This window comes from Pseudoalteromonas sp. C2R02, from assembly GCF_018860845.1.
Taxonomy (GTDB): Bacteria; Pseudomonadota; Gammaproteobacteria; order Enterobacterales; family Alteromonadaceae; genus Pseudoalteromonas.
This window is the reverse complement of the sequence record NZ_JAHKQC010000013.1, coordinates 185592-209729: the sequence shown is the minus strand read 5'-3', so window position 1 is coordinate 209729 and position 24138 is coordinate 185592. Positions and strand designations below refer to the sequence as shown.

Here is a 24138-nt window from a genome sequence, read left to right as displayed (position 1 = left end):
GAGGATATACATTCCATGGCGGAGATTGAAAATCGCCCAAGCAACTTTATTCGTACTATTATCGATAATGATCTTGCTAGTGGGAAACACGCATCAACACATACTCGTTTTCCACCAGAACCAAATGGTTTTTTACACATAGGTCATGCTAAATCAATTTGTTTGAATTTTGGCATCGCAAAAGATTATTCTGGCTTATGTAATTTACGTTTTGATGATACTAATCCAGAAAAAGAAGATGTTGATTACGTAAATGCGATTAAAGATGACGTGCAATGGTTAGGTTTTGAATGGCATGGTGATATCAATTATTCATCAAACTATTTTGATAAACTTCATGGCTATGCTGTTGAGCTTATCGAAAAAGGGTTAGCTTATGTATGTTTTTTAAGCCCAGACCAAGCGAGAGAGTATCGTGGTACTTTAACTGAAGCGGGTAAAAACAGTCCTCACCGTGATACATCTGTAGAAGAAAACTTAGCTTTATTCGCAAAAATGAAAAATGGCGAATTCAAAGAAGGTGAATGTGTTCTTCGTGCCAAGATTGATATGGCAAGTTCATTTATGGTACTTCGCGATCCAATTATTTATCGTATTCGTTTTGTACACCATCACCAAACAGGTGATAAATGGTGTATCTATCCTATGTATGATTTTACACATTGTATCTCTGATGCAATTGAAGGGATCACGCATTCTTTATGTACGTTAGAGTTCCAAGATAACCGTCGTTTATATGACTGGGTACTAGAAAACATTTCAATTGAATGTAAGCCACAGCAAATCGAATTTTCTCGTTTAAATCTTGAATATACTTTAATGTCTAAACGTAAACTAAACGAGCTAGTTGAAAATAATTTAGTTGAAGGTTGGGATGATCCGCGTATGCCAACTATCGCAGGATTACGTCGTCGAGGTTACACGCCTGCTTCAATCAGAGAATTCAGTAGCCGTATCGGTGTTACTAAACAACAAAATACGGTTGAAATGGGTATGTTAGAAGCCTGTATTCGTGAAGACTTAAATGATAATGCGCCACGAGCAATGGCAGTACTTGATCCAATAAAAGTTGTGATTGAAAATTTTGATGAAACGGCTGTTGAAGAACTAAACGCACCAAATCATCCTAATAATGAAGAAATGGGTAAACGTGTATTACCATTTACGCGTGAACTTTATATCGAACGTGAAGATTTTAGAATTGAAGCTAATAAAAAATTCAAACGTTTAGTATTAGATAAAGAAGTACGCCTTCGTAACGCATATGTGATTAAAGCAAATCGTTTTGATGAAGATTCTGAGGGTAATATCACAACAGTTTACTGTAGTTATGATCCAGAGACTTTAGGTAAAAACCCTTCTGATGGCCGTAAAGTTAAAGGCGTAATTCATTGGGTATCTGCAATTAAAGGTATAAAAGCAGAAGTTCGCCTATATGATCGACTATTTAATGTTGCAAATCCTGATGCAGATAGTGAACTTAACCCAGATTCTTTAACGATTGCCCATAACGCAGTGTTAGAACCATCTTTATTAAATGCAGAAAAAGAGCAGGGCTTTCAGTTTGAAAGAACAGGTTACTTCTGTCGCGATAATAAAAATGAAGAATTAGTTTTTAATCAAACTGTTGGTTTAAGAGATTCTTGGGGCAAGGTTGAAGGGAAATAGCTAAGTCTAATAGATGTGGTTAAATGATTTAGCTGCATCTTGAGTCTTGAATGTGTAAATACATTTCAGGACTAGTCATATTAAAATAATAAAAAAGCCTATCATATGATAGGCTTTATTATTTAGTATTTTTTGACAACTAATCTAATGATTTGCGTCTGCGTAATCAGCACATGCTTTAGTATCAGTACATTCACCATATAAATATAGAGAATGATTAGTAAGGCGCATGCCATTTTCATTCGAAATGTCTACTTGGCGTGTTTCAATCATTTCATCATGGAATTCAATTACTTTACCACATTTTAAACACACAAGGTGGTCATGATGCGTTGTACCAGATAATTCAAAAACAGATTTACCGCCTTCAAAATGATGGCGAGATACTATGCCAGCATCATCAAATTGGTTTAAAACACGATATACAGTTGCTAAACCAATTTCTTCGTCTTTGTCTAAAAGAATCTTATAAACATCTTCAGCGCTGATATGTTGATTTTCAGGCAGCTGTAAAATTTCCAAGATTTTAATTCTTGGTAGCGTTACTTTTAGACCTGCTTTTTTTAACTCTAAATTATGATCAGTCATTAATTATTTTCTCAAATATCATTATTATTTACTGTGTTTACAGACACTGTTTATTTTAGCTTAATATACACAGTAAAGCTTGAAATAAAAAGAAATATACCGTTTTCTAATCAGTTAATTCTGCTAAACACATTTCTTCGAAGATTTGTGCACACCATTGCTTAACACGATCATTTGTCAATTCTGGTTGACGGTCTTCGTCAATACCTAAACCTACAAAATGAGAATCATCAGCCATGCCTTTAGATGCTTCAAAATCATATCCCTCTGTAGACCAATGACCAACAACGATCGCACCACGTTCAGTTACAATATCGTTAACCATGCCCATAGCATCTAGGAAGTATTCTGCGTAATCTTCTTGGTCTCCACAACCAAAAATAGCAACTAACTTTTCATTGAAATCGATTTCTTCTAATTCAGGGAAAAAATCATCCCAATCGCATTGTGCTTCACCGTAATACCAAGTTGGAATACCAAACATTATTAAATCGAATTCAGCAATGTCTTCTTTACTGCTTTTTGCAATATCAAAAACATCGATCATTTTTTTGCCAAGTTCTTTTTGAATTAGCTTTGAAACATGCTCTGTATTACCAGTATCACTACCAAAAAATATGCCTACACTTGCCATGATGAAAAAACCTTCTATCAAATTTCGTATTATTCAATTCTAAATGCTAATTTTTCTTGCAGAATTGTTTCAATTAAAGCACTGCGACTGATATTTTGAGCATCAGCCATATCGTTTAGTGCTTCGTAAAGTTCTGCAGAAACTTTAAATTCTACTCGTTTTAATCCACGCGCTTTATCTCGTTTCAACTGGTTTCTTTTATTAACTTTCAGCTGTAATTCACGTGATAGTGGATTTGTTTTAGGTCGACCCGGACGCTTCTCATTTTCAAATAAGTCTATCGTCGTTCTGTCTGTTTGTGCTTTAGCCATATTAACTGACACCTGCACCTTGCCAAAAGACTTGGATCACACCTTTGGCAATAAAACCTGAACACCCTAAAAATAATACTAACCAAACTACAGCGCGACCAAAAAAAGGCACTTGTCCTTTTTTTAGTACATCTTGTATTGCCATTCCTATAAAGAATAATAGGGCTGCAAGGCCAAAATATAACCCTAAGGTTTCAAATTCATTGATTAATTTGCTGACCATTTTTTGACCTATTTAAGATGACCTATGAAATAAACGGCGGCATTATATCACGATATTCACTAATTAATTAGCTAAAATCGTATTAGTCTAAAATAAAATCTGTAATAGATTTATTGACAGCTGTTGGCTTTTCAGCATGAAGCCAATGGCCCGTTCCATGTATCACTTTTGCTTTACATTTCGGGAAGAACTTTAAAAAAACATCTCTCATATTTTCAGTAATATATTCTGAGTTGCTGCCTTTTATAAATAAAGTCTTGCCGGTAAAGGCGGTGCCTGATGGTGCTTGAAGGATATCACAATACTTATTTTGTAAAATTGTTAGGTTAAACTTCCAGTCAAATCCATTTTGCGTTTTAACTAAACTTTTCAGTAGAAACTGTCTTACACCAGGCTCGACTATATATTCACTCATAACTGAATCTGCATCTTGTCTTGAGCTTATATGTGCATTATTAACTGCATTTAAACCTTTAAAAACGTCATCATGTCTTGGCTCATAAGTAACCGGCGCAATATCTAATACCACAAGTTTATCTACTTTCTCAGGGGTATTTAATGCAACTTGCATCGCAACTTTTCCGCCCATAGAGTGACCTACAAAAACAGCTTTTTCAATGTTCAATTGTATCATTAATGCTAACACATCTTGACTCATCGCAGGGTAAGACATGAGTTCATCATGATCTGAACGACCATGATTTCTTAAGTCAATTGCTGTGACTGTAAAATTTTCAGATAAAGGTCGCGCTATCACATTTAGATTTTCAAATGAGCCAAATAATCCATGAATTAAAATTAAATGAGGGCCTTGGCCAGTTTGTTTGTAATGTAATTGCATTGTATTCCTGAGAGGGTATTAATCTAACTTTTATAAATTTTATCATATCTATTTAAAGGCGCATATAAAGTTAATGCGACATAGGCTTAAATTTAAATCAGCTATTTCAACTTATTACTTTGAAAATATATTGCGACTAAAAGTGATATTTGAAAATCGAAACCGTAGAGTATGACGATAAAAAAAGATATAATATTTTCGAGACGCTATTACAAAGCATTTAAGACAGGAAAATCATGAAAAAAATAGAAATAGATGACGAGTTATATCACTACATAGCGAGTAATACTCAAAGCATTGGTGAAAACGCAACTCAGATTTTACGTCGTTTATTAAACTTGTCTCCAGTGTCAGCATCAAATAAGGAGTCAGTTACTCCTATTGAAGAAGCTAAAACGCAGGTAAAAACAAAAATAGAAGACAAAATAGAACCTGATATAATAGAAACAGTACCTGCTGACGTATTTAATGTTTTAAATAAAGAAGAGCTTGCAATGCAAAAAGGTGTTGTAGGCCGTTTCTTATTTATATTAAGTGCGCTGCACAGAACACATAAAGAAGGGTTTACAAAAGTTTTAGATGTCAAAGGCAAGCACAGAATCTATTTTGCTATGAGTAAAGAAGCACTTTTAGATTCAGGTAGTAGCATGAATCCAAAAAATATTCCTGAGTCGGAATATTGGGTTATGACAAATTCAAATACAACACGAAAAAAATCAATGCTTCATGAAGTTGCAATAACACTCAATTATAATGAAACACAAGCAGAAACGCTTAGAGATTATTTGTAATTAATATATTTAACAAAGGAAATTAAATGGCTATTCATGACAACGCAGGTAAGCGCGCATCTCAGAGTGATTTGGTAAATATTCCAAAATTAATGTCGGCTTATTATTTAAATGAGCCTGATATCGAGCAATTTCCAGAACAGAAAGTTGCATTTGGTACATCTGGGCACCGTGGTTGTTCTTATAATACGCAATTTAATGAATCACATATATTAGCTATTACACAAGCAATTTGTGATTATCGTAAAAATAACAATATATTTGGTCCTTTGTTTCTTGGTAAAGATACACATGCATTATCAGAAGCTGCATTTAATTCAGCAATTGAAGTATTAGTTGCCAATGAAGTGCAAGTGATCACACAAGAAAACGGTGATTTTACACCAACACCTGTGATCAGCCATGCAATCGTGTGCCATAATGCTAAAAATCCACATGAATTATCTGATGGTATTGTAGTGACACCTTCACACAATCCTCCTCTGGATGGTGGTTTTAAATATAATCCACCAAATGGTGGACCAGCAGATAAAGATGTCACTGACTGGATTGAAAACAGAGCAAACCAATTATTAATTGAAGATTTAGTACAAGTTGAATTATATCCTTTTGTAAAAGCATCTCGCTCGGGTTTTACAAAATACGTCGATATGATCACGCCTTATGTGGAAGACTTATCAAATATCATTGATTTTAACGCAATTGCTAAATCAGGTATTAAAATTGGTGTTGACCCACTAGGTGGTTCTGGTATTAATTTCTGGCCTGTCATCGAAAAACATTATAATTTAGACATTACAGTAGTAAATAATATTGTAGATCCTGCGTTTGGTTTTATGCCTTTAGATAAAGATGGCAAAATTAGAATGGATTGTTCATCTCCTTATGCCATGGCAAACTTAGTCGCTCTTAAGGATAAATTTGATATTAGTATTGGTAATGATCCTGATTATGACAGACACGGAATTGTTACGCCTGATGGACTGATGAATCCAAATCATTTCTTAGCTGTTTCAATTGATTATCTATGTAATAACCGACCACAATGGCGCAAAGATTTAAAAATTGGTAAAACATTAGTTTCAAGCGGCATGATCGATAAAGTAGCTCAAAAAAATAATCGTGAAGTTTATGAAGTGCCAGTCGGTTTTAAATGGTTTGTAGAAGGCTTAAGCAAAGGTGAATTAGCTTTTGGTGGCGAAGAAAGTGCAGGGGCTGCATTCTTGCGTCTTGATGGCAATGTATGGTGTACTGATAAAGATGGTTTTATCATGGGGTTATTAGCAGCCGAAATGTTAGCTGTAACATCAAAGACACCCTCTACATTATATAAAGAGCTAGAAAGCAATTTTGGTTCTCCACTTTATAAACGCATTGATGCACCGGCATCTAATGAACAAAAAGCCAAGTTATCAAAACTTGAAGCATCTGATGTTCGTGCAACAGAGCTTGCAGGCGAAAAAATATTAGCTAAATTAACACATGCTCCTGGTAATAAGGCTGCAATTGGTGGTCTAAAGGTTGTTACCGAAAACGGTTGGTTTGCTGCAAGACCATCAGGAACTGAAGATATATATAAAATATATCTAGAATCTTTTAAAGGTGAACAGCATTTATCTTTGTTAGAATCAGAAGCGAAAAAGTTAGTTAATTCAGTAATTAAATAACTATCAATATAAAAGAAAAGGCGAATTTATTCGCCTTTTTTTATTTTCGACAACACACATCAACAACACACTATGGGTTTATTAAATTAATGTATATTGAAGCGCTAAAGACAACAGGTGATTTTTTATCAATTAGTCGTGGAAATGAATGGACGTTAGAACCAACATCATTTTCATTATCAAATGGTACTTTAGTTGAAGTATTAAATACGGGTGTAATTCAATTTACACCAAGCACATCAACAAACAAAGATATCGTATTATCTAGCGCCGTACACGGTAATGAAACGGCACCAATTGAAATATGCGATGAACTTATTCAAAAAATAATTAAACAAGAAATTTCTCTAAAACAAAGAGTGTTATTTATTTTTGGTAATCCAGCCTCAATTAATATTGGTAAACGTTTTGTAGAAGAAAATTTAAATAGACTATTTAGTGGTGAGCACTCAAAAGGTGAAGGTTTAATTAATCAAGAGCGTAAACATGCACAAAAATTAGAACAATACGTAAGCCAATTCTTTGAGTCTCAAGAAGCCGGACGTTACAGATGTCATTATGATTTGCATACAGCAATCAGAGGTTCTAAAAATGAAAAGTTTGCAGTATATCCATATTTAAATGGTAAACCTTGGAAAAAGCACCAATTAAGTTTTTTATTAGCCTGTGGTGTTAATACCGTATTGATGATGAAATCTGCTGCAACAACTTTTAGTTACTTTTCATCAAATGGCTTTGATGCTGATGCATTTACGATTGAACTAGGACAAGTGCGCCCGTTTGGTGAAAATAATATGGCAAGCTTTGAAAAAGTGAAAACAACACTAACGTCACTTATCACACAATATGAAGTTGTATATCCTGAATATAATGCCGATGATTTTGAATTATTTGAAGTACATCGCGCTATAAATAGAACACAAGAAGCCTTTTCTTTTCCTTTTGCTGATGATGTTGTTAATTTTACGGGTTTTTCAAAAGGCAGTTTAATGGCAACTGATGGCAACCAAGAATACTTGGCTGAAGTAGAAGGTGAAGCAATTATATTCCCTAATGCACAAGTTGCACTCGGACAGCGTGCGTTGCTAACCGTAGTGCCGCTTAAATCAGAAAATATCGTATAGATAACTTTCCACCTTTTTTCTAATCCCACCTTATAAATCTAGGATATTCATCTAAACTTAGTTGAATATCCCTTTACGTTAACGTAAAGTTAAAACAGCTTTAATTTAATCAAAGCCCTTTTGATGAACAATCTTTACCTGTATTTAAAACTTATTGAATTAAAAATTCCAATAAAGTTTAAGTTTTGAATTATTAATCTTAAATATTAATTGGTAATGATAAAAACGAATCTAGCAGTTCACAAATCAGGCTTTAACAACAAGAGTTGAATGGTTATGAGTAATCCAAATAACGTATCGCAAAATATCAAGCATGGTCTTGAATTTATTGATGGGCACGCCCTTAATATAGCGACACTGAAAGTACTAGATGCAAATGGTGAAATATACCCAGATGCAGTTGAACCAGATATGGCTCAAGACACTGCCTTGCATTTATACCGCACCATGCGATTTATTCGAGCATTGGATGAACGTATGCAAGCTGCTCAGCGACAAGGTCGCGTTAGTTTTTATATGCAATGTCTTGGTGAAGAAGCCGCTATCACAGCAAGTGCTGCTGCGTTAGATATAAATGATATGATCATGGCACAATATCGTGAACAAGCTGCATTACGCTATAGAGGTTTTACTTTAGATCAATTTATGAATCAAATGTTCTCTAATGAATTAGATCCAGCGAAAGGGCGTCAAATGCCTATTCATTACGGTTCTAAAGCATTAAATTACATGACAATCTCATCACCACTTGCCACACAAATCCCGCAAGCAACAGGTTATGCTTACGGCCAAAAAGTTAAGCATGTTGATAAAGATACCAATACTTTATCTAGCCAAATAGATAATATTACAATGTGTTATTTTGGTGAAGGCGCTGCATCAGAAGGTGATTTTCATGCAGGTTTAAACATGGCTGCGGTACTTAAGGCACCGGTTATATTCTTTGCCCGAAATAATGGATATGCAATATCTACTCCTGCGGAGGAACAATTTGCAGGTGACGGTATTGCCAGTCGTGGTGTGGGTTATGGCATAAAAACAATACGCGTTGATGGTACAGATGCATTGGCTGTTTATGCAGCAACTAAAAAAGCACGTGAAATATGTACCATGACAGGAGAGCCTATTCTAATTGAATCTATTGCTTATCGTGTTGGCGCGCATTCAACATCAGATGATCCGTCTGGATACCGTTCAAAACAAGAAGAAGCTGATAATAGTGAAACCTGTCCTATCAAGCGTTTTGAAGCTTGGTTACTTAAAAAGCAGTGGTTAGACCTAGATGCTGAAAATAAACTCGATGAACAAGTAAGAGAAGAAATATTAGAAGCACTTAAAGTAGCTGAAAAAGTAGCGAAACCAGAATTAATTGACTTAATCACTGATGTTTACGATACGCCAATTCCATCACTTACTAGACAGTTTGATGAATTAGAAGCACATATTAAAAAGCACCCACAAGCATATCCGACAACAGCAGGGAGATTGAAATAATGCCTAAAGTTAATATGTTAAAAGCGATTAACTCCGCTTTAGAAATTTCAATGAATGAACACCCAATGGCATGTATATTTGGTGAAGATGTCGGTGTATTTGGTGGTGTTTTTAGAGCAACATCAGGTTTACAAGAACAGTTTGGTAAACACAGAGTATTTAATACACCTTTAACAGAGCAAGGGATCTTAGGTTTTGCTAATGGTTTAGCGGCTTTTGGTGCACCAACCATTGCAGAGATTCAATTTGCGGATTACATATTCCCAGCTTTTGATCAAATTGTTAATGAATCAGCTAAATTTAGATACCGTAGTGGTAATGAATTTGATGTAGGAAACTTAACAATTCGTACACCATACGGTGGCGGTATTGCTGGTGGCTTATATCATTCTCAATCACCAGAAGCTTACTTTGCACATACTCCAGGCTTAAAAATTGTTGTACCAAGAAACCCATATGAAGCTAAGGGTTTATTAAGAGCTGCAATTAAAGATCAAAACCCAGTATTATTTTTTGAACCAAAACGTCTATATCGTGCTTCAGTTGGCGAAGTGCCAGAAGATGATTACATAATTCCATTAGGTAAAGCGCAAGTTGTTAAAGAGGGCGCTGATGTCACTTTATTAGCTTGGGGTGCACAGATGGAGATCATTGAAGATGCAGCTAAAAAAGCAGAAGAAATAGGGATCAGCTGTGAAGTAATTGATTTACGCTCTATTATTCCTTGGGATGTTGAAACAATCGCTAAGTCTGTGACAAAAACAGGCCGTTTAATTGTAAGCCATGAAGCGCCTATTACCAATGGTTTTGGCAGTGAAGTTGCAGCGACCATTGCAGAAGAATGTTTCTTACATTTAGAATCTCCAATTAAGCGAGTTTGTGGGTTAGACACGCCATACCCGCTAGCATTAGAAAAAGAATATATACCAGATGCATTAAAAGTATTTGAAGCAATTAAAGCATCAGTGTCATTTTAACGGATTTAAGTAAGTGTTTAGCAAATTAGTTTTAACAAAAATAAAGATCTTGCTAAACACACTAAAGCTAAATAGATTATTTTCAAGAGGTGATTTTTAATGTCACAAGATTTTATATTACCAGACATCGGTGAAGGCATTGTTGAATGTGAAGTAGTTGAATGGCTGGTTGCAGAAGGTGATACTGTAACTGAAGATCAACCAATCTGCGATGTAATGACCGATAAAGCACTGGTACAAATACCAGCAGTACATAATGGCGTGATCAGCAAACTATATTATGCGAAAGGTGATATTGCTCAAGTTCATGCTCCATTATTTTCTATGAATGTTGATGGTGATATGGCTACAGGTGAAACTTCAGCTGCTACGCATACAGTAGAAGTAGTAGAAGTTGCGCCTGAGACTCAAACTAATACTGGTGAACATCTTGATGATTTTATATTACCAGATATTGGTGAAGGGATTGTAGAGTGTGAAATTGTCGAATGGTTAGTTGAAGAAGGTCAAGAAATAGTAGAAGACCAAGCTGTTTGTGATGTAATGACAGATAAAGCACTCGTACAAATCCCAGCTAAATATTCAGGTAAAGTTGCTAAGTTATATTACCAAAAAGGTGATGTTGCAAAAGTGCATAGCCCATTATTTCAAATGCGTTTAGCAGGTAATTCAGCTTCAGCAGAATCTCCGGCACCAACAGTTATTGCGGCATCTAAATCATTAGAGCTTGAAGAAACAGAACAAAGCATAGGCCTTTCTTCTGTAAATTCAAGTAAAGTTAATAAACCATTGAATAATACTGTTGTTAACGAAAAAGCTGTTGCATCGCCTGCTGTAAGACGTCGTGCTAGAGAAATGGACTTAGATATTAAATGTATACCAGGCTCTGGTAAAAATGGTCGAATTTACAAAGAAGATTTAACGCGATTTATCCAAAATGAATCTAAACCAGCAGTAATTACTGAAGCAAATGAAGTCCTAAGTAATAATACATCAGTGGATCATGTTGAGCCTATTAAGGGTATTAAAGCTGTAATGGCTAAGTTGATGACAGAGTCTGTTACAACTATCCCGCATTTTACTTATAGTGATGAAATTGATTTAACTGAATTAATTGCGCTACGTGGTGATCTAAAAGAAGAATATAAAAAACAGGGTATTAAAGTTACTATGATGCCGTTCTTTATTAAAGCATTATCATTAGCGATCAAAGAGTTCCCTGTGCTTAATTCAAAAGTAAATGAAGATTGTACAGAACTTAAGTATTTTGGTGACCATAATATTGGCATGGCAGTGGACTCTAAAGTTGGTCTACTGGTGCCTAATATTAAACAGTGTCAAACTAAAAATATTGTTGATATTGCAAATGAAGTAACACGTTTATCAGATTCTGCAAGAACGGGGCGTGTATCACCAGAAGACTTAAAAGGTGGCACAATCACGATTTCAAATATTGGCGCGATAGGCGGCACTATTGCGACGCCTATTATTAATAAACCAGAAGTCGCTATCGTTGCATTAGGTAAGTTACAACACTTACCACGGTTTGATGACCAAGGTAACGTTGTCTCACGTGCAATTATGCAAGTAAGTTGGTCTGGCGATCATCGTGTAATCGATGGTGGCACAATCGCTCGCTTTAATAACTTATGGAAAGATTACTTAGAGAATCCTTCTAGAATGATAATGGCGATGAGCTAATAGATCTGCTGCGAATTTCTATTAGAGCCACTGCGTGACTTAAATAAAAACCTGTATAATATTAATTATACAGGTTTTTTTATACTTAATAATTACCACGTACTGGCGGCAATACAGGTGTTAGAGGAATTTCGATTACTCAAAAAAATAATAAACACTATAGCCAACTATAAAGGCGGGTACTGTAGAGTATATAGTTGCTATAAATGCAGCCTTAGGCGCTAATGCGATAGCAGGGAAGAGTGCATCACCATCATTTGATATAGCATTGGCAATCAAAGCAGAAAATGGGATCACACCTTGAATATAAAGCGTTGTTACAACTATTTGCGGACCACAACCTGGTAGCAATCCAATTAACAAGCCGATTAATGGTGCTAGTACTGCATAATTCATAAACCAAGCTTTTAAATCTAAGCCTAAAAATAGCATAGTTAATTCGTATAAAACAAAAGCAGCAACCACCCAAGCAGTGACAAAATGAGTATCTTGCATTACTCGGTTTAATCGAGAGGGTTTATTTTGTAAATCATCTTCAGCTGTTAACTCTTGATAAGTCTCACCTTTAGAAGTAAATGCCCAAAGCGAAACAACAATTAAAGCACAAACAGCACCAAAGAAGATATTTGCTTCATTTAACTGGTATGAAATAGCACTAAAATCAAATTGAAACGCAAGCATTAGTGCAATTATCAAGCTTGGTATGAACACGATGCGCCAAAATACTCTACCGGCATATTTGATCGGGGTATCTTGAATTGTTGGTTGATTTTTTGGTATAGAATCAGCCTCAGGTGCAAGGTAATCGACGTTGTGAATTTTATTTACAATATAGCCAGATATTGAACCAACGATTAAACCGGTGGATAATACTATCATGCCATCAAATGGACGAGTCGCCAGTAGTAAAAATGCTGCATCACCCATAGTCGCGGTTAAAACAGCTACGACAGAACCAAAGCTTGCTTGTCGCTTGGTATATTGTGTAACAACTATAATAGCTCCACCACAACCCGGCAAGGCACCTAATACTGCACTAATAGGTACTTCTAAATTAGGCGCATGTCGGCGTACATAGGTAAGTTCTAATTGAGGGAATTTATCTACGAGGTAATAATATAAAAATAGCGTTCCGGCTACAAAAATTGACACTTGTAAAAAAGCATCTGATAACGATTGTAAAACAATTTCTTGTGTAGCAGGAGTCAATAAAAATGCGAACAATACCAAAGGCAGTAAAGCACGTTTGTTAAATAATATTTTTGAAATATTATAGGTGTTTGAATATAACGTCGAATTAAAAAACATAAAGTACAACCTCATTATAGGAGGTTGTACTTTAAAGTTAATTTAAATGCAAATCAATATCATTTGCATTTATTTTCTTTGGAATTCAGATTTAGTATCCCATTTTGGCCAATCTTTTTGTTCTGATAAATCAAAGCCTACATGATAGAACAATTTCAAATCTTGAACTGCTCCTGATAAATCCCAGCCTTTTCTGTAATGGTCACATGCTTGGTGGTAACAACCACGCAATATTAGACCCATACGTTTTCTGTATGTCGCTGTTGCATCATCAATTGGTAAGGTACCGCCACCAGCGTACATAGCCGGTACACCCATGCTAGCAAAAGCAAAATGATCAGAGCGGTAATAACCACCTGAAGATGGTTTTGGATCACCTCCTATTGTACGGTTTTGCTTAGTTGCAGCAACAGCAAGCATATCGTCTAGTTCAGATTTACCGATACCAACAACACTGACATCTTTTACTCTTCCTAAAAGGTTTAAACTATCCATATTGATGTTAGCGACAGTACTTTTTGGAGAAATAACAGGATTAGCAGCATAGTACTTAGAACCTAATAAACCTTGTTCTTCAGCTGTCACTGCTAAAAATGTGATAGAGCGTTTAGGGTTCTTAGGTAATGAAGCAAACGCTTCAGCTACTTCAATCATGCCAGCTGTACCAGTTGCATTATCATGAGCACCGTTATATATTTTATCGCCTTTTTTAGTTGGATCTGTACCTAAGTGATCCCAATGTGCAGAGTAGATAATATGCTCATCTGCTTTCTCACTACCAGGCAAAGTAGCGATAAAGTTATTAGAGATAGACTTTTTAATTGTATTTTTTACGCTTACACTTGCTGTTAAATCGCCTAAATCAGCATGATGTGAAGATTTTGCTGCAAGTTGCTTTTGTTTAGTGAAGTCTAAACCCGCTTTTTTGAAAATTTCAATGGCGACATCGTTTGTGATCCAGCCTTCAACAGCAACACGGTCCATATTATTATTTTCTTTTTGGAAACCGAATTGCGGGCCTGTCCAAGAGTTTTCAACAACAGACCAAGGGTATGATGCGGGAGCCGTTTCATGCACTATGATTGCACCTGCAGCACCTTGACGACTAGCTTCTTCATATTTATAAGTCCAACGACCATAATATGTCATTGCATCGCCTGTAAATAATTCAGGATCTTTTGTTGCAAAACCAGGATCGTTTACGAGAATAACGACTGTTTTACCTTTAACATCTACATCTTTGTAATCATTCCAGTTATATTCTGGTGCATTTACGCCGTAACCTACAAAAACAAGCTCTGAATTTTCAATTGCTTCAAATTCACTGATACGCGATGAACCCATTACCATTTCTTTTTTATATTGGTATGTTTTATCGCCAATCGTTAAGCCCATTTCAGGTGATGCTTCAAGAGATACTAAAGGGACTTCTTGTAAAAAACTGTCACCATTACCTGGTTGGTAACCTAACTCTTTAAAATGTTTAGTTAGGTAAGCTAAAGTCAGTTTTTCACCTTCAGTTGAAGGACCTCGGCCACCAAATTCATCGGATGCAAAAGCTTTAATGTGCGTTGTTAGCTGTTCGCTATTAATTGTGTTATATGCTGATTCAAAATCAGTTTTATTTAATGCTGTAGTTGCACAGCCAGCCAGTACCAATGTACTTAGTAGGCTTAAACTAAGAAGTTTTTTCATTTTGCTCTCTTATTAAGGTGGAGATTAAAGTAAATCAATGAGTAGATTATCAGAAGTTGACATGAATAAAATCTGATTTTATGTAAATTTGCGTTAAAGTATCAAATATTAAAGACTAAACAAAGATATTTACGCAAACTGATAAGCCTACTTAAATCGAATTTGATTTTGAGTTAAAATAGCCGGCATCAAAGATTAAATATGAGTTAACCGGTGAAGTTAAAGTTTGAACCTAGCAAAGAGTGGAGTGTTGATTTTAAGCAACATGGCCTTTTCAACGATTTAATTGAGTTATTTAAACTTGATCAAAATGACCAATGGCCAGATTGTGATTGGCTAAACTCGCATATTAAAGATTTAATTCTTTCCAGTGGTAAAAATCTAAATTTCATACCCGATCCTCATATTCAAGACGACCCAAGATATTATGAACAAATCATTTATGAGACAGGCAATGTACCAACTCGTATTGATAACTGGCATGACTTATTTGGCGGTTTAATTTGGATTTTATTCCCTAAAACAAAAACGCTATTAAATAAAATGCATATAGAGCAAATCAATGAGCATGGTTTAGTTAAACGTTCTACATCTCGTAATGCGATAACCTTACTTGATGAATGCGGTATTTTGTTTCCTTACAATATTGATAATGCTGTTTCTGAGCAGATAAAAGATAGTTTGAAAAACCATTTATGGGATGATGCTTTTGTTACACACAGATCACAATGGGGTGAAAATATAGCAGCATATATGTTTGGTCATGCCAATTATGAGATGGCAACTAAGCCTTATTTAGGACTCACAGGCAAAGCATTGTTTTTACCAGTTAACAGTGATTTTTACCGCTTATCATTAAAAAATCAATATGAGTTCCTAGATACTGTACTTTATCAACAAATTATAGATAATCAGTTATTAAAAAATAATAAAGCATTATCACCTATGCCATTTTTAGGGATCCCTGATTGGTATGAAGATAATAACAATGTCGAATTTTATAAAAATATTAATTACTTTCGACCAAAACCCCAACCTAAACAAAGGAAAGTTATATGATTGAAGTAGCGGGGCTTAAAAAAAGATTTAAGTTAACCAAAGATCATAAAATAGATAAACAGCAAAGCATAGATCCAAGACAAGAGACCGATTACTTCCACTCAGTAAGGGATGTCAGTTTTCATTGTGAAAAAGGTGAGGTCCTTGGTCTACTTGGACCAAATGGCGCAGGTAAAACAACAACACTTCGTATGTTATCTACTGCACTTTTACCTGATCATGGTCAAATTCAAATTAATGGCGTAGATGTTGTAAAAGATCCACTTTTAGCACGTAAAAAGATTGGATTTTTATCTGGCTCTACAGGTTTATATGGCCGTTTAACTGCAAAAGAAAACATTGAGTACTTTGGTAAGCTGCATGGCATGAATAAAAAAATACTAAAAACTCGCACAGAAGAATTATTTGAAATGCTAGATATGAACAGTTTTGTACATAAAAGGGCAGAGCACCTTTCAACAGGGATGCAACAAAAAACAAATATTGCACGTGCTGTTGTACATTCTCCTGAAGTGGTTGTATTAGATGAACCGACAACTGGTTTAGATATTATGACCACGCAAACAGTAATTAAATTTATCCAAGATTTAAAATCACAAGGCACGCCTGTTATTTTCTCAACCCATCACTTAGATGAAATAGACCTTTTGTGTGAACGTGTATCGGTAATTAATGAAGGTATCAGTTGTTTTAATGGCACATTATCGCAATTTAGAGAAACAGGTAATAGTCAAATTCTCAATGAAGCATTCCTTAATATTTTGCAGGAGCAGTCAAATGTTTGAAGTCTTTAAAAAGGAAGTAAAAGAATTATTAAGAGATAAAAAAACACTTTTATTTGTTGTTGCTTTACCTGTTTTAATATTTCCAATTCTGTTTGGTTTGATGGGCTTTTTAGCGACTCAAGCAAGTTTGGAAGCTGAACAAAAAGTACATATTTATGCAATCACAGGGAGCGAATATGCCCCTGAGTTTTCAGAGAAGATTAAGTTTCATAAAAGCTTTAAATTAAGTGAAGTAAAATATGAAACTGTAGATGAAATGAAGGCTGCTGTTAAAGCGGGTGATTTAGATGTTGGGATTTTAATTCCTAATAATGCCAGAGACACTTTGTCAAAGGGTGAGCAGAGTAATTGGCAAGTTGTTTTTAATGATGCAGCTTCAATTAATTTCATTTATAAACGTGTCAATGATGCTATGAAGTCTTTTAGTGAGATATTACAAGCTGAAAACTTTGAAAAATTAGGAGTTACAAAAGAGCAAAGTATTGCATTATTAAACCCAATAAAAATTGAAAAAATTGATGCTGCTGATAAACGAGAAAATCTCGGTGAGAAAATAGGGGCATTTATACCATATTTACTCATTCCACTGGTTTTAGCAGGCGCAAGCTATCCTGCAATTGATTTAGGTGCAGGTGAAAAAGAACGCGGTACGCTGGAAACTTTATTACTGACACCTGTAACACGCACAGAGTTAGTATTAGGTAAGTTTTTTACTGTGCTAGCATCATCGTTAGCAACTGCATGTATCACCGTCGTAAGTATGGGTTTTTGGGTCAGTGTCGCAGGCAGTTTTTTTGATGCAAAAATTATCACTGAAGTGATGGGCGCAATAGGTGTAGTTGATTTGAGTTTAATATTCCTTATGCTAGTACCGCTTGCAGGCATATTCTCTTCATTAGTGCTAGCCATATCAATTTATGCGCGTACATTTAAAGAAGCGCAAAATTATATGGGTCCATTGTCTATGATCGCATTTATGCCTTTAGTTGTTGCCATGATGCCAAATATGGAATTAACTATGAATACAGCTATGATCCCAATTACTAATGTTGCATTGGCAATTAAAGAGTTAATAAAAGGGACTGTCGATTATTCTATGGTAGGCATGATATTCGCTGCTACGCTAGTATTAGCTGGTGTATTAATGTCGTTCTGTGTGCATTGGTTCAAAAAAGAGTCTGTTTTATTTAGATAGTCTTTTAGTGGAATACGAATCAAAAGGGACATAAACGTCCCTTTTTTAATGAAAAAAATTTAAAAGATTGAACGACCTAGTTTATTGGTCAATAACTCTAAGGCTTCAATACCTGCTAAAGAGTTACCTGAATGATTGAGCTCAGGTGACCAAACACAAATACTCATTTCACCAGGTATCACTGCCACAATACCACCACCTACACCAGATTTCCCAGGCATACCCACACGATAAGCAAAGTCACCAGCTTCATCATATAAACCACAGGTTGCAAGCAATGCATTTATTTGTTTACTCATTTTTTGAGATACAAGCGGTTTATCTTGACCAACAGGAGTTCCTCGGTTGGCTAAAAAGCTGAATGTTTTAGCTAAGTCAATACAGTTCATTTTTATCGAGCAAGCTTGAAAGTAATCTTTTAACACAGACTCAACATTGTTATGAAAATTACCATGATCTTTCATTAAATATGCAATCGCGCTATTACGGGCAGAATGCTTAAATTCTGAACGGGCGACATTTTTGTCAAATTGGATTTTAGTATTACCTGAAAGGTCTCTTACTAATTCCATTAATGAAAATTTTGGCGTAATCAATTTATCTGCCAATAAATCGCTAATTATCAGTGCACCGGCATTGATAAATGGGTTTCTTGGAATACCATGTTCTAGCTCTAGCTGAACTAAAGAATTAAATGCTTGGCCTGAGGGCTCTTTACCTACTCTTCGCCAAATTTCATCTTCTTCATATATCGTTAGGGCTAAAGTTAAACTTAATGCTTTAGAAATACTTTGAATAGAAAATTGCGTTAACGCATCGCCTGTATGATAAACCTCACCATCTAAGGTACAAACTGCAATACCTAATTGTGTGTTATTTACTTTTGCTAAAGCGGGAATATAATCTGCTACTTTACCTTTGCCGATTAAAGGTTTTACATCTTTAAGTATGCTTTTAAGCATTTCATTGGAAATTTTATTCAATTACACTTGTTCCTAGTTCTATAATCGCCAGGTGTTACCCCAGTTAACTTCTGAAACCATCTATAAAATGATCTTGGTTCACAAAAACCTAAGTTGATACTGATATCAACCAAAGGCAAATTTTCTTGATTTAATAGCTGATGTGCGCAATTTAATCTCACTTCATCTAATAAAAATTTAAAAGTAAAATTGAGTGCTTTAAGTTTACGTTGTAACGTTTTGGTGCTTATATTCAAAGTATCAGCGATATCCTGTTGGTGAAATTTACCATTTATTAAATTAACTTCAATCAGTTGTTTAACATTCAGGGCAAAATCTTCCTCTTCAGATAGTTTATCAATCAATTCTACAGCATGATTTTCTAAAGTAGATAGTAAAAGTTTATTACCTTTATTCAGCGGTAAAGCCAATAAAGTTTCATCAAAAATAATAGCGTCTTTAACTTGATTGTATAGCACTTGGCATTTGAAAATATCATGATAAAAAGACTGTTCATCAAGGCTAGGTTTAGAACGCATTAATAATACTTTTTTAGGTAAACTTTGTTGTTTATATTTAGGTTCAACTAGAAATTGAGCAAACGTAAACCAAGAGGCTAGACAGTTATCTACCATATGTCGTTTAACATTAGGGTCCGGAAAAATACAATGCCAGCTGATATATAAGTCTGAGTCTTGTTTTTCTATTTGTGTAGTGCCCATATCACCAACCAATTTTTCAAATGGTTGAATTTTAGTAATTGCTTCACCGAGAGTCTCGCAATTCATTGTAATAAAGCCTAAAACACTATACGAGCCAGGTTGAACAAATTTAGCAGTATGTAAACCGAATAATTGATCTCCAGATAAATTTATCAACTCCAAGATGAGTTCTTGAAAATCTTCACCACTGATATGCTGGTTAGTATCAGATAATTGGGCTTCTGTTATGCGTAATTTCGATAAGATCGGTGTTATTTCTATACCTAGCTCATCTGCTAACTGAAGATATTGCGTTACTGCAGGGATTGATGCCTGACCTAAGTTTAATTTATTTTGATTCTCTACCATAGCGCGACCTATTTATTATTATGTGTCTTTAAAGACATTTACGCATATCGCCATTATTGCGAACATGATAAAAAATGCAATGAATAAAAAGGGGTCGGAGTTATTTAATTTAAATATATAAAATAGAAAAATGAATAAGCTTTTAAATTGCAAGGTTTAATTTAAATGAAAGGTTATGAATTAACTAGGGTCGAAGGTAAATTAACTCCGACCCCTTTATTGTATTATTACTATCTTGGATCTATCCTAAGTGGTTCTATTGTTACTTTTGCGTTAGTGCTTGCACCATAATAATTTGAGTAATGGGTATCTTCAAATAATGTGTAAAATACATCAAGATAATCATCATCATTAGTGAACCAATCATCTGGCATAGCTTTTAATAATTCATTGGTTAATTTAGGAATTATTGCATAGCCTTGCACCTCAGGATCAGGAATTGTTTTCATAACTTGTTCAGCTATTTCTAATAGTTTAGAAGCAAGGGTTTTATAATTAGTATTATCATCTTGTTCCATTAATATCATATCAGCAGCTTGCCAGCGATATCTTTCCCAATGAATTATAATTTGATTAGGGTGATAATCTTTATTATCAGTATCTAAATAAGGCATATCTAGGATATCTAATACGGGTTCATCACGTGAAGGGTTAACACCTGTTACTATGCCATAAACTTCAGCATTACCTGATATCCATGGCTCTTCATCGTCATTGAGTCTAATTTTTTTAAGCACACTTGTTGATATAGGCTGATCTTGTGAAGTGCTATTAAGAGTTTTAAGGTTTGCAGATTGAGACTTTAAAATTGATCTCATGACACTTAACCCAGCTTTTAGGGTTTTATTTGTATCAAGCTCTACAATAAATGTTGGATGAGTTGGAAGTGCTACAACATCTAAAGTATGTAGATTTCCCTGCATATCAAATGCTTCTATTTCTTTCCAATATTTATCATTTCCTGCAGGTTCAAAAGCAAATAACGGCTCTTTACCTTTATTGAGTGCGTCTATCATTAAATTATCAGCAAGTCTTAGTTGCACAAGATTAGATTGAGCTAACTTAAAGCCTTTTAATACACTAATGGAATTATTGCGCTCTTTTAATTGTAATCTTTTTGATAGAGCAGAAGATTGGAGTAAATCACTGCTAATAGTTAAATTGTTATAAGAAATATTGTCCTTAAATATTTCTGATTGTATTGAATAGTTCACCGCAATTTCTTTTGCTATTTGTCGCTTTATATTAGTAACAGAAGTTTGTTGTATCTGGTTACTTGTTATCTTTGTTTTATCTATTTGTGTTGCACTTATATTTGTAGCAAGCAAAACGGTGAAAGACAAAAGTAAATTTTTTGTAACTGTATTCATATTATCTCCTAATATATGTACCTCTTTAGTTGACAGTAATTAGAGTGTTTATTCAATTGTATTTTTTTAATTTACTAAATTACAATGTTTAACAATATTATTAAACTCTAACTAATTGAAATAAGATATATAAAAATCAAAAGGAAGAGTTATGAAAAATAAAACCACAACAAAAATTAAATATGGTTTACCTGGGGATGGCTATTATCAGGGGAAATTATACCCATCTGTTGATGTTATTAATCCAAGTTTGGGCTTAGATACACCTGAGAAATTGATAAAACATTTTACATTAAGCTCGTTAAAAACTGATTATATAGAAATAGGGTAAAATCCTCTAAAAGTAACATAAGATAATGGAAAGTACTTTATCTAATTCGATTGTGATGAAAATAATATAGCTAAAGGGCAAGGTTTTCAAAAATGCACCAATTGTTTATGAACAAAGAGCATGCTGGGCAGGCAATTAAAGGTGTTGAGTTTTGTAAAGCAACTCCAGGAGCCTGGAATCCAATGGCAGGGTTTCCTGTTAATAGCAATAAAAGTGATGGTAAATCAAAATGGGAAATGTATTTACCATTAGGAATGCCAATTTCAAGACAAAAGTCAGTGACTTTATTACATTACCCTCCATATGTAGCAATGCAAACTGCTGACTATTTGAAAACATGACATTAAATCGTTGGCAACAAATTTTAGAGTGTGTGGGTATAAATGAATCTGAAATTGATCTTTATAAGCCCTGATTAGATGTCAATCCAATTGCTGCGCCAGGGTAGGGTGAAAGTGAGTATGAAAATGACTATTTTCCTGTGATGTTATCTTTATTATTATTTGATAACGAAGAGAAATCTAATTATATGATCCGCAAGCACCTGCATGGTTTAGAGTAAATTTTAAAGATCAACTACCAGTTAATAAAGATGGCGTACCTCAAGTTACTATTTTGCAAGCGGGTCCTATTAAATTTTTTGAACACAGTGAAAAAGAAACTCTATATATGATAGCAAATCATATGATTGCAGCTGGTGTTACAGGAGAATGTAGTAACAACCCTGCAACAATTCCTGATATAAGAAAATATGAAGCACAAGATTTAGCTGCAGCCAGCTTCTTAACAAACTATGGTGATAATCCCGATATCACACCTGAAGAAGCAAAAGCACAAGCTTGTAAGAGATGGTTTAATAATGAAACCGCAGAAGGCGCACCTGATCCGCAAACAGTTGAAGATCAGCTAACTATATGTGCTTTAGCTCAAATGGATTTATTTTTTGATAGCAAAAATATAAAACCAGTTTAAATATGGGAGCAAGCTAAGGAAAGCTGTAACACTGTAGATAATGGTGATAATCCATGTAAATGTCCGATAGCACCTTAATTCTAAAATTTAGGATGAACCTGACTTTTATTCTGTTAAATTGATTTCGGTTTGAAGTGCCTCTAGTTGATCTATTATTTTAATAAATTTATTGCCAAAATTTGTTACTTTATATTCCACTCTAGGTGGCACTTCGTTATAAGCAATACGCTCTAAAATGCCAAACTCTACATTTTTTTTTAAACATGCATTAAGTACTTTTGTTGTGAGTCCTTCAACATTAGAAACCATTTCACCGGGCCTGTTTATATCATTTAGCAATAGGTGATAAACAGTTACCGACCATTTACAACCGATAATTGTCTCTACCATACGTGCCGATTGTGCTGGTGGCGATTTTCTAGAAAATAATTTTTCTTTATTATTCATTAAGATGTACCAATAAGTGCTTAGGTGACCAAAATGTACCTACTTTTTTTATGATCATATTTTAATTTAATATTACTTCATCAACCAAGTACAAATTACAAATAAAGATTAATTGGAGAAGATGATGGATTTTAATAAATCAGGTATTGCACTTATTGTTGGCGGTTCAAGTGGAATGGGTAAAACAGTAGCAAAGCAATTACTAAAAAATAATGTTGAAGTAGTTATTGTAGGGCGTGATCCAGACAAATTAGATAATACACTATCAGAGCTTAGTGTATTTGGAAAAATAACGGCGATAAAAGCTGATTTGTATACACAAGAAGGTATAACATCAGTTAAAGAATATATTGAAAATCAAAAAAATCAGATAGGTTATTTGGTTAATGCTGCGGGATACTTTAGCCCAAAACCATTTATTGAGCATAATGCTGATGATTACGAAATTTACATGGCATTAAATAAAGCGACATTTATCATTTCTCAAGCTGTTGCAAAAAATATGATAATCCATAACGGTGGTAATATTGTGAATATTGGTTCTATGTGGGCTAAGCAAGCAGTAAAAGCAACACCATCTTCAGCATATTCTATGGCAAAAGCGGGTTTACATGCCTTAACACAACATATGGCAATGGAGTTATCTGAGCATAACATAAGAGTAAATGCAGTATCACCTGCAGTGGTAAAAACACCCATATACAATTCTTTTATCAATGAAAATGAAATAGACGAAGCCCTTGAAGGATTTAATGATTTCCACCCGATCGGACGTATTGGTACATCAGAAGATATTGCTAATTCAATAAGCTTTTTATTATCAGAAGAATCTAGTTGGGTAACAGGTGCTATTTGGGATATTGATGGTGGTGTGATGGCAGGGCGTAACTAATTTTTATTCTAAATTACGCCAGTTTATATTCTG

General features: G+C 34.6%; 25 protein-coding genes. 14 read left to right on the top strand and 11 right to left on the bottom strand.

Translation table 11 applies throughout. The features are described from left to right. The first annotated feature begins 15 nt into the window (after positions 1-15). Positions 16-1668, top strand: coding sequence for a glutamine--tRNA ligase (glnS, locus tag KO527_RS03775; protein ID WP_216039044.1), 1653 nt, complete (start codon positions 16-18; stop codon positions 1666-1668). A gap of 144 nt (positions 1669-1812) precedes the next feature. Here glnS and fur read toward each other — a convergent pair whose 3' ends face one another. From fur to KO527_RS03750, 5 genes are all read right to left on the bottom strand, one after another. Beyond that, entirely contained in the window at positions 1813-2256 is a 444-nt protein-coding gene (gene fur / locus KO527_RS03770) for a ferric iron uptake transcriptional regulator (RefSeq protein WP_216039043.1), read from the bottom strand. Between the two features lie 106 nt (positions 2257-2362). After that, complete coding sequence (gene fldA / locus KO527_RS03765; protein ID WP_216039042.1) at positions 2363-2890, bottom strand: flavodoxin FldA; 528 nt, start codon at positions 2888-2890, stop codon at positions 2363-2365. A gap of 29 nt (positions 2891-2919) precedes the next feature. Beyond that, positions 2920-3201, bottom strand: coding sequence for a LexA regulated protein (ybfE, locus tag KO527_RS03760; protein WP_216039041.1), 282 nt, complete (start codon positions 3199-3201; stop codon positions 2920-2922). Between the two features lies 1 nt (position 3202). Then, entirely contained in the window at positions 3203-3424 is a 222-nt protein-coding gene (locus KO527_RS03755) for a DUF2788 domain-containing protein (RefSeq protein WP_042144278.1), read from the bottom strand. 82 nt (positions 3425-3506) lie between these two features. Beyond that, a complete protein-coding gene (locus KO527_RS03750) occupies positions 3507-4265 on the bottom strand; it encodes an alpha/beta fold hydrolase (RefSeq protein ID WP_216039040.1) in 759 nt (252 codons plus the stop codon). Positions 4266-4501: 236 nt separating this feature from the next. On the opposite strand from KO527_RS03750, the gene seqA reads away from it, so the two are divergent. From seqA to KO527_RS03720, 6 genes are all read left to right on the top strand, one after another. Beyond that, positions 4502-5056 carry a replication initiation negative regulator SeqA gene (seqA, locus tag KO527_RS03745; protein WP_216039039.1) on the top strand — a complete coding sequence of 185 codons (555 nt, stop codon included), beginning with the start codon at positions 4502-4504 and terminating at the stop codon, positions 5054-5056. A 26-nt stretch (positions 5057-5082) separates the two neighbouring features. Beyond that, entirely contained in the window at positions 5083-6723 is a 1641-nt protein-coding gene (pgm, locus tag KO527_RS03740) for a phosphoglucomutase (alpha-D-glucose-1,6-bisphosphate-dependent) (protein WP_216039038.1), read from the top strand. Positions 6724-6812: 89 nt separating this feature from the next. Next, entirely contained in the window at positions 6813-7847 is a 1035-nt protein-coding gene (astE, locus tag KO527_RS03735) for a succinylglutamate desuccinylase (protein WP_216039037.1), read from the top strand. Between the two features lie 276 nt (positions 7848-8123). After that, complete coding sequence (locus tag KO527_RS03730; protein WP_216039036.1) at positions 8124-9341, top strand: thiamine pyrophosphate-dependent dehydrogenase E1 component subunit alpha; 1218 nt, start codon at positions 8124-8126, stop codon at positions 9339-9341. Then, positions 9341-10318 carry a transketolase C-terminal domain-containing protein gene (locus KO527_RS03725; protein ID WP_042144283.1) on the top strand — a complete coding sequence of 326 codons (978 nt, stop codon included), beginning with the start codon at positions 9341-9343 and terminating at the stop codon, positions 10316-10318. Before KO527_RS03730 ends, KO527_RS03725 begins: the two co-directional genes overlap by 1 nt. Before the next feature lie 99 nt (positions 10319-10417). Continuing rightward, entirely contained in the window at positions 10418-12019 is a 1602-nt protein-coding gene (locus tag KO527_RS03720) for a dihydrolipoyllysine-residue acetyltransferase (protein ID WP_216039035.1), read from the top strand. Positions 12020-12154: 135 nt separating this feature from the next. Here KO527_RS03720 and KO527_RS03715 read toward each other — a convergent pair whose 3' ends face one another. Then, entirely contained in the window at positions 12155-13327 is a 1173-nt protein-coding gene (locus tag KO527_RS03715) for a putative manganese transporter (RefSeq protein ID WP_216039034.1), read from the bottom strand. A 69-nt stretch (positions 13328-13396) separates the two neighbouring features. After that, positions 13397-15022, bottom strand: coding sequence for a M28 family metallopeptidase (locus KO527_RS03710; RefSeq protein WP_216039033.1), 1626 nt, complete (start codon positions 15020-15022; stop codon positions 13397-13399). Between the two features lie 213 nt (positions 15023-15235). Here KO527_RS03710 and KO527_RS03705 point away from each other — a divergent pair, with 213 nt between their 5' ends. The 3 genes from KO527_RS03705 to KO527_RS03695 are packed head-to-tail and all read left to right on the top strand — an operon-like array spanning position 15236 to position 18061. Next, positions 15236-16081, top strand: coding sequence for a DUF3025 domain-containing protein (locus tag KO527_RS03705; RefSeq protein ID WP_216039032.1), 846 nt, complete (start codon positions 15236-15238; stop codon positions 16079-16081). Next, the gene (locus tag KO527_RS03700) at positions 16078-16866 is read left to right on the top strand and encodes an ATP-binding cassette domain-containing protein (protein ID WP_216039031.1); all 789 of its coding nucleotides are present in this window, start codon (positions 16078-16080) and stop codon (positions 16864-16866) included. Before KO527_RS03705 ends, KO527_RS03700 begins: the two co-directional genes overlap by 4 nt. After that, positions 16859-18061: an ABC transporter permease gene (locus KO527_RS03695; protein ID WP_216039030.1), complete on the top strand. Its 1203-nt coding sequence runs from the start codon at positions 16859-16861 to the stop codon at positions 18059-18061. Before KO527_RS03700 ends, KO527_RS03695 begins: the two co-directional genes overlap by 8 nt. A 59-nt stretch (positions 18062-18120) precedes the next feature. Here the strand turns inward: KO527_RS03695 and glsB are convergent, their stop codons facing one another. The 3 genes from glsB to KO527_RS03680 form a co-directional block, all read right to left on the bottom strand. Next, positions 18121-19035 carry a glutaminase B gene (gene glsB / locus KO527_RS03690; protein ID WP_354668602.1) on the bottom strand — a complete coding sequence of 305 codons (915 nt, stop codon included), beginning with the start codon at positions 19033-19035 and terminating at the stop codon, positions 18121-18123. A gap of 5 nt (positions 19036-19040) precedes the next feature. Next, on the bottom strand, positions 19041-20093 hold the full coding sequence (locus tag KO527_RS03685) for an AraC family transcriptional regulator (protein ID WP_216039029.1): 1053 nt from the start codon (positions 20091-20093) through the stop codon (positions 19041-19043). Positions 20094-20323: 230 nt separating this feature from the next. Continuing rightward, positions 20324-21463 (bottom strand): DUF3103 family protein, encoded by a 1140-nt coding sequence (locus KO527_RS03680; protein WP_216039028.1) that lies wholly within the window; start codon positions 21461-21463, stop codon positions 20324-20326. A gap of 151 nt (positions 21464-21614) precedes the next feature. On the opposite strand from KO527_RS03680, the gene KO527_RS03675 reads away from it, so the two are divergent. The 3 genes from KO527_RS03675 to KO527_RS03665 all read left to right on the top strand — a co-directional run bounded on the left by KO527_RS03675 (position 21615) and on the right by KO527_RS03665 (position 22766). Next, positions 21615-21794, top strand: coding sequence for a hypothetical protein (locus KO527_RS03675; RefSeq protein ID WP_216039027.1), 180 nt, complete (start codon positions 21615-21617; stop codon positions 21792-21794). Positions 21795-21886: 92 nt separating this feature from the next. After that, positions 21887-22135, top strand: coding sequence for a hypothetical protein (locus KO527_RS03670; protein WP_216039026.1), 249 nt, complete (start codon positions 21887-21889; stop codon positions 22133-22135). 328 nt (positions 22136-22463) lie between these two features. Further along, entirely contained in the window at positions 22464-22766 is a 303-nt protein-coding gene (locus KO527_RS03665) for a hypothetical protein (protein ID WP_216039025.1), read from the top strand. A gap of 105 nt (positions 22767-22871) precedes the next feature. On the opposite strand, the gene KO527_RS03660 is transcribed toward KO527_RS03665, so the two are convergent. Then, the gene (locus KO527_RS03660) at positions 22872-23213 is read right to left on the bottom strand and encodes a helix-turn-helix domain-containing protein (protein ID WP_216039024.1); all 342 of its coding nucleotides are present in this window, start codon (positions 23211-23213) and stop codon (positions 22872-22874) included. A 124-nt stretch (positions 23214-23337) separates the two neighbouring features. On the opposite strand from KO527_RS03660, the gene KO527_RS03655 reads away from it, so the two are divergent. Then, on the top strand, positions 23338-24105 hold the full coding sequence (locus KO527_RS03655; RefSeq protein WP_216039023.1) for an SDR family oxidoreductase: 768 nt from the start codon (positions 23338-23340) through the stop codon (positions 24103-24105). Positions 24106-24138: the final 33 nt, after the last annotated feature.